The 15,026-nt window shown below is 70.9% G+C and carries 13 protein-coding genes and 2 tRNA genes; 8 read left to right on the forward strand and 7 right to left on the reverse strand.

Going from position 1 to position 15,026, the window contains the following annotated elements:
* The first annotated feature begins 48 nt into the window (after positions 1-48).
* From BKD26_RS04165 to BKD26_RS04180, 4 genes are all read left to right on the forward strand, one after another.
* A complete protein-coding gene (locus tag BKD26_RS04165) occupies positions 49-3,048 on the forward strand; it encodes a UPF0182 family protein (protein WP_084895847.1) in 3,000 nt (999 codons plus the stop codon).
* A gap of 76 nt (positions 3,049-3,124) precedes the next feature.
* Positions 3,125-3,198: transfer RNA gene (locus BKD26_RS04170), tRNA-Met, on the forward strand.
* A gap of 226 nt (positions 3,199-3,424) precedes the next feature.
* Positions 3,425-5,278, forward strand: a complete 1,854-nt coding sequence (locus tag BKD26_RS04175; protein WP_084895849.1) for a tetratricopeptide repeat protein — start codon at positions 3,425-3,427, stop codon at positions 5,276-5,278.
* An 80-nt stretch (positions 5,279-5,358) separates the two neighbouring features.
* Positions 5,359-5,432, forward strand: a tRNA-Met gene (locus BKD26_RS04180).
* A 189-nt stretch (positions 5,433-5,621) separates the two neighbouring features.
* Here BKD26_RS04180 and BKD26_RS04185 read toward each other — a convergent pair.
* Positions 5,622-6,038 (reverse strand): Fur family transcriptional regulator, encoded by a 417-nt coding sequence (locus BKD26_RS04185; RefSeq protein WP_084895851.1) that lies wholly within the window; start codon positions 6,036-6,038, stop codon positions 5,622-5,624.
* A 153-nt stretch (positions 6,039-6,191) separates the two neighbouring features.
* Here BKD26_RS04185 and BKD26_RS04190 point away from each other — a divergent pair, with 153 nt between their 5' ends.
* Positions 6,192-7,643, forward strand: coding sequence for a catalase (locus tag BKD26_RS04190; RefSeq protein ID WP_084895853.1), 1,452 nt, complete (start codon positions 6,192-6,194; stop codon positions 7,641-7,643).
* A 73-nt stretch (positions 7,644-7,716) separates the two neighbouring features.
* Here the strand turns inward: BKD26_RS04190 and BKD26_RS04195 are convergent, their stop codons facing one another.
* Together BKD26_RS04195 and hisN are read right to left on the reverse strand one after the other, a co-directional pair.
* Entirely contained in the window at positions 7,717-8,133 is a 417-nt protein-coding gene (locus BKD26_RS04195) for a CBS domain-containing protein (protein WP_073754175.1), read from the reverse strand.
* Positions 8,134-8,298: 165 nt separating this feature from the next.
* Positions 8,299-9,099, reverse strand: coding sequence for a histidinol-phosphatase (gene hisN / locus BKD26_RS04200; protein ID WP_084895855.1), 801 nt, complete (start codon positions 9,097-9,099; stop codon positions 8,299-8,301).
* 109 nt (positions 9,100-9,208) lie between these two features.
* Between hisN and BKD26_RS04205 the strand changes: the two genes are divergently transcribed.
* On the forward strand, positions 9,209-9,874 hold the full coding sequence (locus BKD26_RS04205) for a TetR/AcrR family transcriptional regulator (protein WP_084895857.1): 666 nt from the start codon (positions 9,209-9,211) through the stop codon (positions 9,872-9,874).
* Here BKD26_RS04205 and BKD26_RS04210 read toward each other — a convergent pair.
* From BKD26_RS04210 to BKD26_RS04225, 4 genes are all read right to left on the reverse strand, one after another.
* On the reverse strand, positions 9,840-10,163 hold the full coding sequence (locus tag BKD26_RS04210) for a multidrug efflux SMR transporter (RefSeq protein ID WP_073754178.1): 324 nt from the start codon (positions 10,161-10,163) through the stop codon (positions 9,840-9,842). The two genes, BKD26_RS04205 and BKD26_RS04210, sit on opposite strands and share 35 nt — an antisense overlap.
* 115 nt (positions 10,164-10,278) lie before the next feature.
* On the reverse strand, positions 10,279-11,292 hold the full coding sequence (gene rsgA, locus BKD26_RS04215) for a ribosome small subunit-dependent GTPase A (RefSeq protein ID WP_084895859.1): 1,014 nt from the start codon (positions 11,290-11,292) through the stop codon (positions 10,279-10,281).
* 4 nt (positions 11,293-11,296) lie between these two features.
* Positions 11,297-12,622: a 3-phosphoshikimate 1-carboxyvinyltransferase gene (gene aroA, locus BKD26_RS04220; protein ID WP_084895861.1), complete on the reverse strand. Its 1,326-nt coding sequence runs from the start codon at positions 12,620-12,622 to the stop codon at positions 11,297-11,299.
* Between the two features lie 130 nt (positions 12,623-12,752).
* Positions 12,753-13,445: a M50 family metallopeptidase gene (locus tag BKD26_RS04225; protein ID WP_084895863.1), complete on the reverse strand. Its 693-nt coding sequence runs from the start codon at positions 13,443-13,445 to the stop codon at positions 12,753-12,755.
* A 51-nt stretch (positions 13,446-13,496) separates the two neighbouring features.
* On the opposite strand from BKD26_RS04225, the gene BKD26_RS04230 reads away from it, so the two are divergent.
* A complete protein-coding gene (locus BKD26_RS04230; protein WP_084895866.1) occupies positions 13,497-14,318 on the forward strand; it encodes an SOS response-associated peptidase in 822 nt (273 codons plus the stop codon).
* A 38-nt stretch (positions 14,319-14,356) separates the two neighbouring features.
* Entirely contained in the window at positions 14,357-14,998 is a 642-nt protein-coding gene (locus BKD26_RS04235; protein ID WP_107417753.1) for an alpha/beta family hydrolase, read from the forward strand.
* Positions 14,999-15,026: the final 28 nt, after the last annotated feature.

Raw genomic sequence — 15,026 nt, forward strand, 5'->3', positions numbered from 1 at the left:
GCTTCACCACACGACAGCGAACTCGAGGGGCGCACGTTGGCTTTCCAGATGCCGGACCGCGGCGGAGGCCCGACCGGGCCACGGATCAGAGTCGGCCGGCCGTCCCGGCGGGCCCGTACCCTGCTCATGACACTGGGGGTACTGGCCGTGCTGGCCATGCTCTTCGTCATGTTCGCCGGGTTCTGGACGGACTGGCTGTGGTACAGGTCCGTCAATTACTCGTCCGTCTTCACCACCACCCTGTGGACCAAGATCGGCCTGTTCGCCGTCTTCGGTCTGCTGATGGCCGTGGCGGTGGGACTGAACATCTGGCTCGCGCACCGGCTGCGCCCGCCGCTGAGCGCCATGTCGCTGGAGCAGCAGAGCCTGGACCGGTACCGGATGGGAGTGGCCCCGTACAAGAAGTGGGTGCTCCTGGCGATCACCGCCCTGGTCGGGCTGATCGCCGGTGCCTCCGCCTCCGGCCAGTGGCGCACCTGGCTGATGTGGGTCAACGGGGTGTCCTTCGGTCAGAAGGACCCGCAGTTCGGCATGGACGTGGCGTTCTACGCGTTCGACCTGCCCTGGTACCGGTTCCTGCTGGGCTTCGGCTTCGCCGCCACCGTGCTGTCGCTGATCGCCGCCGCGCTGACGCACTACCTGTACGGCGGGCTGCGCATCACCAGCCCGGGCGCCCGCGCGACCGCCGCGGCGACCGGGCACCTCTCCGTCCTGCTCGGTGTCTTCGTGTCGCTGAAGGCGATCGCGTACTGGCTCGACCGGTACGGCCTGGCCGTGAAGTCCAGCGACTTCAAGGCGACCGGCAACTGGACGGGCCTCAGGTACGTCGACGCCAACGCCTACCTTCCGGCGAAGACGATCCTCTTCTGCATCGCCGCCATCTGTGCCGTGCTGTTCTTCGCCACCCTCTGGCGCCGCACCTGGCAGCTCCCGGTGATCGGCTTCGGCCTGATGGTCCTGTCGGCGATCCTGATCGGCGGGCTGTACCCGGCGATCGTGCAGAAGTTCCAGGTGCAGCCGAACGAGCAGGCCAAGGAAGCGCCGTACATCGAGAAGAACATCGACGCCACGCGCAAGGCGTACGACATCGACCAGACGAAGCCGGAGAACTACTCCGGCAAGTCCACGGTCAAGGCCAAGGACAAGCTGAGGGCGGACGCCGACCTGGCCGCCAGCTACCGGCTGGTCGACCCGAACATCGTGTCGCCGACCTTCCAGCAGCTGGAGCAGCGGCGGAAGTACTACCAGTTCCCGACCACGCTCGACGTCGACCGGTACGAGGGCAAGGACACGGTCATCGGTCTGCGTGAGCTCAACATCAGGGGCATCCCGAAGCGGAACTGGATCAACGACCACTTCACGTACACCCACGGCTATGGCGCGATCATGGCCACGGGTACGGCGACGGATGCCAACGGCTCGCCGATCTTCACCGAGTCCGGCCTGCCGACCAAGGGCGAGCTGAAGACGTACGAGCAGCGGATCTACTACGGCGAGAAGACCGAGCAGTACTCGATCGTCGGTGGTCCGCAGAAGGAGCTCGACTACGAGGAGAACGGCGAGAAGACCACCAGCTACAAGGGCAAGAGCGGGGTCAACCTCTCCAACGCCTTCAACCGGGCTGCCTACGCCGTGGCCTTCAGCGAGCCGCAGATCCTGTACTCGGGAGCCATCGGCGACGGTTCGCGGATCCTCTACAACCGCACGCCCAAGCAGCGCGTGGAGGCGGTCGCCCCCTGGCTGACCATCGACGGCGACGCCTACCCGGCGGTCATCGACGGCCGCATCCAGTGGATCGTCGACGCCTACACGACGACGAACGGCTACCCGTACGCGTCGCGTACGACGCTGGGGGACACCACCACGGACTCCCTCACCGCCGGCAACCAGACGCGCGCGGTCGTCGCCCAGCAGAACCAGGTCAACTACATCCGCAACTCGGTGAAGGCCACCGTCGACGCGTACGACGGCACGGTGAAGCTGTACCAGTGGGACACCAAGGACCCGGTCCTCAAGACCTGGATGAAGGCGTTCCCCGGCACGGTCGAGCCGAAGAGCGCCATCAAGGCCGACCTCCGGGAGCACCTGCGCTACCCGCAGGACATGTTCAAGGTCCAGCGCGAGCTGCTGACCCGCTACCACGTCCAGGACGCCGCCCAGTTCTACAGCGGCAGTGACGCCTGGCAGGTGCCGGACGACCCGACGAACAAGAACGGCAACGCGGTTCCGCCGTACTACCTGAGCATGAAGATGCCCGGGGACACGCGGCAGCAGTTCTCGCTGACGACGACGTTCACGCCGAACGGCCGGCCCAACCTGGGCGGCTTCATGGCGGTGGACGCCGACGCCAACAGCAAGGACTACGGCCGGATAAGGCTGCTCAGGGTCACCCAGGACGTGCCCGGCCCGGCGCAGGTGCAGAACAAGCTCAACAGCCTGCCCTCCGTGGCCCAGTTCGTCCGTGACCTCAAGGGTGCCGACTCCGACATCCAGTACGGCAACCTGCTGACCGTGCCGCTCGACGGCGGCTTCCTGTACGTCGAGCCGATCTACGCGCAGGGCCGCAACGCCGCGTATCCGCTGATGCGGAAGGTGGCGGTGTCGTACGTCGACGCGGACCAGCCGGAAGGCGACACGACCAAGGACACCACGGTGTTCGAGGACAACCTCGCCAAGGCGCTGAACGCGGTCTTCGGGGTGGACGGCGAGACGCCGACCACACCGCCGCCGAGTGACCCGACCAAGCCGCCGGCCACCGGCGAGGCGGCGCTGCAGCAGGCGATCGCGGACGCGCAGAAGGCGTTCACGGACGGTGAGGCGGCGATGAAGAAGGGTGACTGGACGGCGTACGGCAAGGCGCAGGAGGCGCTGGCGGAGGCGCTCCAGCGGGCCGCCGCGGCGGACGCCCAGCGCAAGGCCGACGGCGGCAAGAATGCCGACGACAAGCCCGCGGCGGGGGCGGCCGAGCCCAAGCCCGGTGCCGATACGGCGGGCGCCAAGCCCGGTGCCGATACGGCGGACGCCGGCAAGCCCGCGTCGGGCGGCTGAATCAGGGCGGTCCCCCTGCCCGTCCTCGGGGCGGGCGGGGGGACCTCCGGGCCGTGATACGGTAGTGACACAACGACGCGGGGTGGAGCAGCTCGGTAGCTCGCTGGGCTCATAACCCAGAGGTCGCAGGTTCAAATCCTGTCCCCGCTACTGAAAGCAAGGGCCCGGATCCTTCCAGGATCCGGGCCCTTGTCGTGTTCGTGGGGAGCTGGGCCGTGGCTGGGCTGGCCGTGGCTCATGTGAAGAACGGCCCTGACGGGGGCAGTTGGGGTGCAACGTGTTTGACTTGTCTCCCTGTGGGCATGTCGACAAAACGCTGAAGTGACCTCACTGGCTGCGGTATACCAGGTGTACGCGGGTAGCAGGTGGTGCGACGATGGGAATTATGGGGGACAGGGCAACTCTGTTGGAGACAGGGCGGTTTGTGCAGCGGCACGCCGAAAGCGCCGCAGATGTGATGGGTGACGCTGCCATGGAGACCACCGCCATGGACAGCACTGAGACCGGTGACGCCGTCGAGACCGAGGAGCGCCACCGCCGCGCCGCCGAGAACGGCGACACCGTCGCCATGAGCGTCCTCGGGGCCCTGCTGCTGCGCCGCGGCGACCTCGACGGCGCCGAGCCCCACCTGCGCGCCGCCACCGCCGACGGCGACCGCGCCGCCGCCAACAACCTGGGCGTCCTCCTCCACCAGCGCGGGTACGCCGACGAGGCCGCCGGCTGGTGGCGCATCGCCGCCGTGGCCGGTTCCGCGGCCGCCGCCCACGCCCTGGGCCGCCACTACCGCGAGCGCGGCGACGAGCCGGCGGCCGAGTACTGGCTGCGCCAGTCCGCCGAGCAGGGCCACGCCCTCGGCGCGTACGCCCTGGCCGACCTGCTGGAGCACCGCAGCGACGTCGGCGCCGAGCGGTGGCTGCGCGCGGCCGCCGAGCAGGGCCACCGCGAAGCCGCCTACCGCCTGGCCCGCGCCCTGGAGCGCAAGGCCCAGACGCGGGCCGCCGACGACACCGCCGCCACTACCGGTACCGAGACCGCCGAGCAGTGGTACCGGCAGGCCGCCGCCCGCGGCCACCGCCGCGCCGCCCTGCACCTGGGGGCCATCCTCGAACGGCGCGGCGAGCTCAAGGAGGCCGGCCGCTGGTACCTGACCTCCGCCAAGGACGGCGAGACCCGCGCCGCGTGCGCGCTCGGGTTCCTGCTCCGTGACGCGGGCGACGAGGAGAGCGCCGCCATCTGGTGGCTGCGCGCCGCCCAGGACGGCGACGGCAACGCCGCCAACGCGCTGGGCGCCCTGCACGCCGCCCGCGGCGAGCACCAGACGGCCGAGCGCTGGTACCGCGCGGCCACCGACGCGGGCGATGTGAACGGCGCGTACAACCTCGGCCTGCTGTTCGCCGCCCAGAACCGCATCGCCCAGGCAGAGCAGTGGTACCGGCGCGCCGCCTACGCGGGTCACCGCGAGGCCGCCAACGCGCTCGCCATCCTGCTCCTCCAGAGCGGCGACCCGAACGGCGCCGAGCCCTGGTTCTCCAAGGCCGCCGAGGCCGGCAGCGTCGACGCCGCGTTCAACCTGGGCATCCTCTACGCGGGTCGCGACGACGACGAGACGGCGCTGCGCTGGTACGAGCGGGCCGCCGCGGCCGGCCACACCGAGGCCGCGCTCCAGGTCGGCATCGCCCGCCTCCGGGACGGCGACGAGCAGGAGGCCGAGCGTCACCTGCGGTGCGCGGCGGGCGGCGGCAGCGCGGAGGCCGCGTTCCGCCTCGCCACCGTGCTGGACGCCCGTCAGGCGCCCACCGGACCGCCCGCGCTCGGTGAGCCGCAGGCACCCAAGAGCGAGTGCGAGGAGTGGTACGAGCGGGCCGCCGAGCAGGGCCACCGGCGCGCCCAGGTGCGGGTCGGCATGCTGGCCGCCGCCCGCGGGGACACCGCGGAGGCGGCCCGCTGGTACCGGGAGGCCGCCGAGGCGGGCAGCCGCAACGGCGCCTTCAACCTCGGCCTGCTGCTCGCCCGCGACGGGAACGAGAGGGAGGCCTCGCTCTGGTGGACCCGCGCCGCCCGCGCCGGGCACGGCCGGGCCGCCCTGCGCCTGGCGCTGCTCGCCGCCCGCCGGGGCGAGCTGACCGAGGGCCGCCGCTGGTGCGCCCGCGCGGTCGAGCTGGGCCCGGCCGAGGTGGCCGAGCGGGCGGCACGGCTCAGCGAGGCGCTGCACCAGGAGCTCACCGCGTAGCCGAGCGCCTCGGGGTGGGTCCAAGGCCTGCTTATGGATTTGCGCTGGTCCACGCGGTCCCGTAAGGTTGTGTTCATCGACGCGGGGTGGAGCAGCTCGGTAGCTCGCTGGGCTCATAACCCAGAGGTCGCAGGTTCAAATCCTGTCCCCGCTACTGAAACCGAAGGCCCGGATCCATATGGATCCGGGCCTTCGGCGTTTTCTGTGTGCACGGTACGACGTGTGCACGGTACGACGTGTGCACGGTACGACGTGTGCACGGTACGACGTGTGCACGGTACGACGTGTGCACGGTACGACGAAAAGCCCCCGGCGCGCGGCCGGGGGCTTTCGTCGAGACGCGTCAGGCGGAGGCGCAGTTCGGGCAGACGCCCCGGTACGTGACCTCCACGTCCGAGATCGTGAAGCCGAAGCGCTCGGTGGTCGGCAGGTCCGCCAGTGGGTTGCCCGTCGGGTGTACGTCGCGGATGGCGCCGCACTGGGCGCACACCAGGTGGTGGTGCGGACGGTGGGCGTTCGGGTCGTACCGCTTGGCGCGGCGGTCCGTGGAGACCTCCAGGACCTCGCCCAGCGTCACCAGCTCACCCAGCGTGTTGTACACCGTCGCGCGGGAGATCTCCGGAAGCCGCTCCACCGCGCGCGCGTGCACCTCGTCGGCGGTCAGGTGTACGTGGTCCCCGTCGAGGACCTCGGCCACGACACGCCGCTGTGCGGTCATCCGCCAGCCGCGTCCGCGCAGTCGTTCCAACAGGTCACTCATGACGACCAGCCTAACAGGGAGGGGACTCAGTCCCGAATGGGTGTGGCTTTGGATGAGGGCTTGACTTAGACAATGTCCATTGTAGGATCGGAAACGGCATTAGCCAAGGGACAGGACGTGCAGGACATGGCAGGACACACGCAGGAGGCGCACGTGACGCAGGGACCGCTCACCACGGAGGCCGGCGCGCCGGTCGCCGACAACCAGAACAGCGAGACCGCGGGCGTCGGCGGTCCGGTTCTGGTCCAGGATCAGCTGCTGCTGGAGAAGCTCGCGCACTTCAATCGCGAGCGCATTCCGGAGCGCGTGGTCCACGCGCGCGGCGCCGGTGCCTACGGCACCTTCACGGTGACGGCCGACGTCACCAAGTACACCCGGGCGAAGTTCCTCTCCGAGGTCGGCAAGCAGACGGAGACGTTCCTCCGCTTCTCGACCGTGGCGGGCAACCTCGGTGCGGCCGACGCCGTCCGTGACCCGCGCGGCTTCGCGCTGAAGTTCTACACCGAAGAGGGCAACTACGACCTCGTCGGCAACAACACCCCGGTGTTCTTCATCAAGGACGCCATCAAGTTCCCCGACTTCATCCACACCCAGAAGCGCGACCCGTACACCGGCTCCCAGGAGGCGGACAACGTGTGGGACTTCTGGGGCCTGTCGCCCGAGTCGACGCACCAGGTGACCTGGCTGTTCGGTGACCGCGGTATACCGGCGAGCTACCGCCACATGGACGGCTTCGGTTCCCACACCTTCCAGTGGAACAACGAGGCCGGCGAGGTCTTCTGGGTCAAGTACCACTTCAAGACCGACCAGGGCATCAAGTGCCTCACCCAGGACGAGGCCAACAAGCTCGCGGGTGAGGACCCGGACTCCCACCAGCGCGACCTGCGCGAGGCCATCGAGCGCGGTGACTACCCGTCCTGGACCGTCGGCGTGCAGATCATGCCCGCCGCCGAGGCCGCGACGTACCGCTTCAACCCGTTCGACCTCACCAAGGTGTGGCCGCACGCGGACTACCCGGTCATCGAGATCGGCAAGCTGGAGCTCAACCGCAACCCGCAGAACGTCTTCGCCGAGGTCGAGCAGTCGATCTTCTCCCCGGCGCACTTGGTGCCCGGCATCGGCCCCTCGCCCGACAAGATGCTCCAGGGCCGTCTCTTCGCGTACGGCGACGCCCACCGCTACCGCGTCGGCATCAACGCCGACCACCTGCCGGTGAACCGGCCGCACGCCACCGAGGCGCGGACGAACAGCCGTGACGGCTTCCTGTACGACGGCCGCCACCAGGGTGCGAAGAACTACGAGCCCAACAGCTTCGGCGGCCCGAACCAGACCGGCCGCCCGCTGTGGCAGCCGGTTCCGGTGACCGGTGTGACCGGCGACCACGAGGCGCCCGTCCACGCCGAGGACAACGACTTCGTCCAGGCGGGCAACCTCTACCGGCTGATGTCGGAGGAGGAGAAGGAGCGCCTGATCGCGAACCTGGCGGGCTTCATCGCCAAGGTGTCGCGCGACGACATCGCCGAGCGCGCGATCAACAACTTCCGCCAGGCGGACGAGGACTACGGCAAGCGGCTGGAGGCCGCGGTCCAGGCCCTGCGCGGCTGAACAGCACTGGATCGCTTGTCGTGAACAGAGGGCCGGCTCCCGTCGCGGGGGCCGGCCCTCTCGTATGCAGGCGCTAGCCGGCGGTCAGTGTTGCCTCGCGCCGTGCCTCGCGCAGCCGCACCGGCGCCCAGCAGCGGATGATGTCGCGTACGGAGACGATGCCGACCGGCCCGTCGCCGTCCAGCACGATCAGGTGCCGGAAACCGCCATGAGCCATGGCCTGTGCGGCTTCCTCCAGGGTCCAGCCCGGCGCCGCGAAGACGACGTCGGTGGTGGTGTGCGCGCCCGCCGTCTCTATGTCGGGGTTCTGGCCGGATCCCACGGAGACGAGGATGTCCCGCTCGGTGAGGATGCCGAGGCCGCTGGTGTCGTGGTCCAGGACGACGGCCGCGCCGACGCGGCGCGCCGCCATCAGAGCGGCCGCCTGGCGCAGGGTGTGTGCGGGGCCGATGGTGAGGACCACCGTGCTCATGGCGTCACGGACGAGCATGGATGGAGCCACCTCCTTGGTGAATCCCTCGACTTGGTGAACCCTTCAACGAGAAGGAATTCACAAGTTCACAAATGGGGGGATTCTCAGAGTGGCAGCTCGCCCGGTCTTCAACAAGGGGGCGTGCACCACCTGGCGCACTCACGCCATGACGGGCCGTCAGTGTCAGTACCGCTGGTTCAGGTACCCCAGCAGTTCCTCGTGCAGCAGCCCGTTCGACGCCGCCGCGTTGCCGCTGTGCGGGCCCGGCTGCCCGTCGAGGCCGGTGTACGAACCGCCCGCCTCCTGGACCACGATCGCGGGCGCCGCCATGTCCCACAGGGACAGCTCCGGCTCCGCGCAGATGTCCACCGAGCCCTCCGCGACCATCATGTACGGCCAGAAGTCGCCGTAGCCGCGCGTCCGCCAGCACGCGCGCGTGAGGTCCAGGAAGCCGTCCAGCCGCCCCTGCTCCTCCCAGCCGCTGAGCGAGGAGTACGCGAACGAGGCGTCCGACAGCTCCGCCACCTTCGACACCTGGATGCGCGTCGCCGACGTCAGGCTGCGCCCCGTGTACGCGCCCAGCCCTTTCGCCGCCCACCAGCGTCGGCCCAGCGCCGGTGCCGACACCACCCCCACGACCGGCTGGAACCCACCCTGGCCCGCCTCCATCAGCGCGATCAGCGTCGCCCACACGGGCACCCCGCGGACGTAGTTCTTGGTGCCGTCGATCGGGTCGATCACCCAGCGGCGCGGGCCGGTGCCCTCGACGCCGTACTCCTCGCCCAGGATCGCGTCGCGCGGGCGCGCCCGCTGCAGATGGCCGCGGATCAGCTCCTCGGCCGCCTTGTCCGCCTCGCTCACCGGTGTCATGTCCGGCTTGGTCTCGACCTTCAGGTCCAGGGCCCGGAACCGATCCATGGTGGCGGCGTCGGCGGCATCCGCGAGGACGTGGGCAAGACGCAGATCATCGTGGTAGTCGGCCATGGGCCGACTCTATCCCGGAGGACCGGCTCCTTCAGCAGGGCCTATTGACAGTGCGTGGCCGCCCGTCAACTCTGAGCCCAGAGCCGAGGCGACGGCCTGGGAGGCGACGATGCCCACCGCGCGAGAAGCACTGCTGAACGCCGCCATGACGGCGCTCGGGGGACTGCCCTGGTCGGCGGTCCGGATGGTCGACGTGGCGTCCGCGGCCGGGGTCTCCCGGCAGACCCTCTACAACGAGTTCGGCAGCAAGGAGGGCCTCGCCCGCGCCCTGGTGCGGCGCGAGGCCGACGCCTATCTGTACGGGGTCGAACGCGCCCTCCAGGACAGGTCCGAGGGCAGGTCCGAGGACAGGCTCGACGACAGGCCCCAGGACAGGTCCGACGACGGCTCCGACGCCATCGACCGGCTCGTCTCGGTCGCCGAGTGGACCGTCGGCGAGGCGGCCGAGCGGCCGCTGCTGCGCGCCCTGCTCACCGGCTGCTGGGGCGACCGGCTGCCCGCGCCGCGCCCCGCCCCCGCCCGCTCCCGGGCGCCGGCCGGCACCTCCGCACAGCGCCGCGCCGACGCCGGGGCGCCGGCCCCCGGCGAGCTCGTGGCGGCCGTGGGGGAGCGCTCGCGGGCCGCGCTGGGGCACGATGAGGCCGAAGGGGCGTGCGAACTGGCGGTGCGGCTGGCCCTCTCGTACGTGATCGCGCCGGGTACGCAGGACCTCGGCGCCCTGCTGCGTCACGCACTGGGCGTCAGTGCGACGAGCCCGACAGCTGAAGGCCGATGACTCCGACGATCACCAGCGTGATCGAGATGATCTTCAGGACCGACACCAGGTCCCCGAGGAAGATCATCCCGTAGATCGCCGTGCCCGCCGCCCCGATACCGGTCCACACCGCGTACGCCGGGCCGACGTCCAGCTTCCGCAGCGCCAGCGTCAGCAGCCCGAAGCTGCCGAGGGCGAAGCAGGCGAACGCGACCGTCGGCCACAGCCGGGTGAAGCCGTGCGACAGCTTCAGGCAGACGGCGAAACCCGTCTCAAGGAACCCGGCGACAATCACCAGCAGCCACGCCATCGTCAGTGCCTCCCGCGTCGGTGACCTCGGTGATGTCGGTGACTGCTTCCTGTCACTGTGTCACTTGGTGCGATTATGCACTTACCAGGCGGAGGTACCCGCAAACGTGCGCGACTCAGTCGCCTTCGCGTCGCTCCCGCGTGGCGAGAAGCCGCCGCAGCGAATACAGCCGGGCCGGATCCGCGTGACCCTCCGTGACCCAGGTGTCCAGCGCGCAGTCCGGCTCGTCGTGGCTGCACGCGCGCGGGCAGTTCTCCGTACCCGGTACGAGATCCGGGAAGGCGTTGATGACACGGGACGGATCGACGTGGTGCAGCCCGAAGGACCGCACGCCCGGGGTGTCGATCACCCACCCGTCCGCGCGGTCGAGCGGCAGCGCCAGCGCGGAGGTGGTGGTGTGCCGGCCGCGGCCCGTCACCGCGTTGACGTCACCCGTCAGCCGCCGGCGGTCCTCCGGTACGAGGGCGTTCACCAACGTCGTCTTCCCGACGCCCGAGTGGCCGACGAACGCGGTGGTGCGGCCCGCCAGGTACTCGCGGACCCGGTCGGCGGCGGTGTGCCCGTCGTACAGCTCGTCCTGGCTGGTCACGACGTACGGGATGTCGAGCGCGCCGTACAGCTCCAGGAGCTTCTCGGCCGGGGCGAGGTCGGACTTGGTGAGCACCAGCAGCGGCTCCAGGCCGCCGGCGTACGCCGCGACCAGGCACCGGTCGATCAGCCGGGGGCGGGGCTCGGGGTCGGCGAGGGCGGTGACGATGGCCAGTTGGTCGGCGTTGGCGACGACCACCCGCTCGTACGGATCGTCGTCGTCGGCCGTGCGGCGCAGCACCGAGGCGCGGGGCTCGATCCGGACGATCCGCGCGAGCGTGTCCTTCTTGCCGGACAGGTCGCCGACCAGGGAGACCCGGTCGCCGACGACGGCCGCCTTGCGGCCCAGCTCACGGGCCTTCATCGCCATGACGACCCGGTCGTCGACGAGGCACGTCAGCCGGCCGCGGTCCACGGTGAGGACCATGCCCTCGGCGGCGTCCTCGTGCTTGGGGCGGATGTTGGTACGGGGGCGGTTGCCCTTGGGGTTGGGACGGGAGCGGATGTCGTCCTCGTCGGGGTTCTTGCCGTAGCGGCGCATGTCGTCAGGCCTCGAGCATTCCGAGCATTCCGGTCCACATCTGCGGGAAGTCCGGCAGGGTCTTCGCGGTCGTCGCGACGTTCTCGATCTCCACGCCCTCGACGGCGAGGCCGATGACCGATCCGGCCGTCGCCATCCGGTGGTCGTCGTACGTATGGAACACGCCCCCGTGCAGCGGGCGCGGGCGGATGTGCAGACCGTCCGCCGTCTCGGTGACGTCACCGCCCAGCTCGTTGATCTCCCTGGTGAGCGCGGCCAGCCGGTCCGTCTCGTGCAGGCGCAGGTGGGCGACGCCGCGCAGGGTGGAGGGCGAGTCGGCGAGGGCCGCGACCGCCGCGATGCCGGGCGTCAGCTCGCCGACCTCGCTCAGGTCCACGTCGATGCCGTGGATGGTGCCCGTTCCGGTGAAGGTCAGGCCCTGCTCGGTGAGCTCGCAGGAGCCACCCATCTCGGTGAAGATCTCCCGCAGCGCGTCACCGGGCTGGGTGGTGCGCTCCGGCCAGTCGGGGATGGTGACCCGCCCGCCGGTGACCAGCGCGGCCGCCAGGAACGGCTGCGCGTTCGACAGGTCCGGCTCGACGGTCAGGTCGCGGCCCAGGAGCGCGGAGGGGGAGACCCGCCACACGTTCGGCTCGCCGCCGGTCTCCGGCTCGTCGACCTGGGCGCCCACCGCGCGGAGCATGTCGACGGTCATCCGGATGTGCGGCATCGACGGCAGCTTGGCGCCCGTGTGCCGTACCTCGACGCCCTGGTTGAAGCGCGGCGCCGACAGCAGCAGGGCGCTGACGAACTGCGAAGAGGACGAGGCGTCGATCTCCACCGGGCCGCCCTCCAGCGCCCCCGCCCCGTGCACGGTCATCGGCAGCGCGCCGCGCGCCTCGTCGTCGATCCGGGCGCCCAGGGTGCGCAGCGCGTCGATGACCCCGTGCAGCGGCCGCTCGTAGGAACGCGGGTCGCCGTCGAAGTGGACCGGGCCCGTCGCCAGCGCCGCGACCGGCGGGAGGAAGCGCATGACCGTTCCGGCGTTGCCGACGTCGATCGTGGCCGGGCCGTGCAGGCCCGCCGGGATGACCCGCCACCGCTCGCCCGTACCGTCCGGGCCCACGCCCTCCTCGATGCCGACGCCCATCGTGCGCAGGGCCTCCGCCATCAGCAGGGTGTCGCGCGAGCGCAGCGGGTGCCGCAGCCAGCCGGGCTCGGAAGCCAGGGCGGCGAGCACCAGGGCCCGGTTGGTGACCGACTTGGACCCGGGCACGGTGACGGTCGCGTCCACGGCTCCACTCGCGTACGGGGCCGGCCAGAGATCGAGCTGCGCGGGGGTTTCGGTCATGCCCCTCACTTTAGACGGGGCAAGTGGTCACGGCCGATCACGGACCGAGCAGTCAGGACCCCTATCGGTTCACAAAGGCGTGCGGCGGGCGCACGGACCGGGCACGCGGCGCACGTACCGCCCCCTGGTGCTACAGACCCAGCAGCCAGCGCCCGCCGCCGATCAGGGAGCACAACGAGACGGCGTGGAAGAAGAACAGCCACAGTGGCGCCGGGACGTGCGTGAGCCGCGAGAGCTGGTCGGCGTCCGAGTCGGGCGCAGCACCGTGCCGCCGCTTGGCCTGGAGCTCGAAGACCGGTCGTACCCCGCCCAGCAGCAGGAACCACACGGCGCTGTACGCGAACGCCGACTGGACGTCCGGCTCCGTGAGCCAGGACACCAGCAGGAACGCCGCACCCGTGACGATGACGGTGAGCGCCCCGTACGCGTTGCGGATCATCACCAGCATGGCGATCAGCAGCGCCGTGGCGATCCACAGCAGCAGGGTGACGCGGTGTGCGGCGAGCAGCCAGGCGCCGCCGAGGCCGAGCAGGGAGGGCGCGGTGTAGCCGGCGGCGGCGGTGAGGATCATGCCGAGGCCGGTGGGTTTGCCACGGCTGACAGTGAGGCCGCTGGTGTCCGAGTGGAGCCGGATGCCGTCGAGGCGGCGGCCGGTGAGCAGGGCGATCAGCCCGTGGCCGCCCTCGTGGGCGATGGTGACGGCGTTGCGCGCCACGCGCCACACCCGGTGCGGGGCGGTCACGGCGAGGGCCGCCACGGCGGTGACGACGACGAGCCACAGGTCCGGGGCGGGCTGGGTACCGAACAGATCGGTGCTGGCCATTTCTCGGACGGCTCCTCATGGTGTCAGTGGCACGTGGCAGTGTTGGCAAGTATGTGCGGACGTTATTCGGCGAGTCGTAGGCCCGAGGATCTGACCGGACTCTTCCAGATAGAGAAATGGGAGCCGAAGGAGACCCTGGCTCCGGACTGGAACGTGGCCCCCACCAAAGAGGTGTACGCGGTCCTCGAACGCCCCCTCAAGGACAAGGACGCGGATCGCGACCGTCCGGTTCGGCAGCTGCGGGTCCTGAAATGGGGCCTGGTGCCGTCCTGGTCGAAGACGCCCGAGGGAGCCGCCCGGATGATCAACGCCCGCGCGGAGACCGTGCACGACAAGCCGTCCTTCCGGCGGGCGTTCACCCAGCGCCGCTGCATCCTGCCCGCCGACGGCTATTACGAGTGGGTGACCGGCGCCGCCGAGCGGCAGCTGGAGGAGCAGGGCAAGAAGAAGCGCCCCCGCAAGCAGCCCTACTTCGTCACGCCCGCCGACGGGTCGGTCTTCGCGATGGCGGGGCTGTACGAGTTCTGGCGCGACCCCACCCTGCCGCCCGATCACCCGCAGGCGTGGTGGGCCACCTGCTCGGTGATCACCACCGACGCCGACAAGGACCCCCTGGGTGTGGCCCCCGCCGAGGGCCCGCGCTCGCTGGCCGACATCCACCCCCGTATGCCGCTGATGCTGACGCCCGACCGGTGGGACGCCTGGCTGGACCCGGCCCGCACGGACACCGACGACCTGCGCGCCCTGCTCACCCCGCCGCCCGCGGGCCTGATGCGGGCCTACCCGGTGACCACCGCCGTCAGCAACGTCCGCAACAACGGCCCTGAACTGCTGGAGGAAATCGCCGCCCCCGAGGAGGGAACGCTGTTCTGAGCCCGGCACGCGCGCCCGGCACGCGGCAGGATGGCCCCGTGACCACCACCGAAACCGTCCCGACCGGCCTCGGGGACGCCCGTATCACCTGGTACGAGGCGGACAGCGCCGCCGCCCGCCTCGTCGTGGCCCTCAGCCACGGAGCCGGCGGCGGCATCGAGGCCCGCGACCTCCAGGCGCTCGCCGCCACCCTGCCCGCCGCGGGGGTGACCGTCGCGCTGGTCGAGCAGCCCTGGCGGGTCGCGGGCAAGAAGCTCGCCCCAGCCCCCAAGCGGCTCGACGAGGGCTGGCGCGACCTGTGGCCGGCGCTGAACGCCCCCGGCCTGCCCGTGGTGGCCGGCGGGCGCAGCGCCGGCGCCCGCGTGGCCTGCCGCACCGCGCGCGAGCTGGGCGCCCGCGCCGTACTCGCCCTGTCGTTCCCGCTCCACCCGCCGGGCAGCCCCGAGAAGTCCCGGGCGGACGAGCTGCTCGGCGCCGGGGTGCCCACGCTCGTCGTCCAGGGCGGCAACGACCCCTTCGGCAGGCCGGCCGAGTTCCCCGACGGGGACCACGAGCTGGTCGAGGTGCCCTTCGGCGATCACGGGTTCGCGGTGCCGAAGCGGGCGCCCCTCAGCCAGGAGGCGGCCCTGAAGGTGATCACCGACGGGGTCGCCACGTGGGTCGAGACCTTGCGGGAATGACGGACGGCCCGGCCGGTGTTGTGACGAG

The organism is Streptomyces sp. CB03238 (assembly GCF_002099185.1).
Classification (GTDB): Bacteria; Actinomycetota; Actinomycetes; order Streptomycetales; family Streptomycetaceae; genus Streptomyces.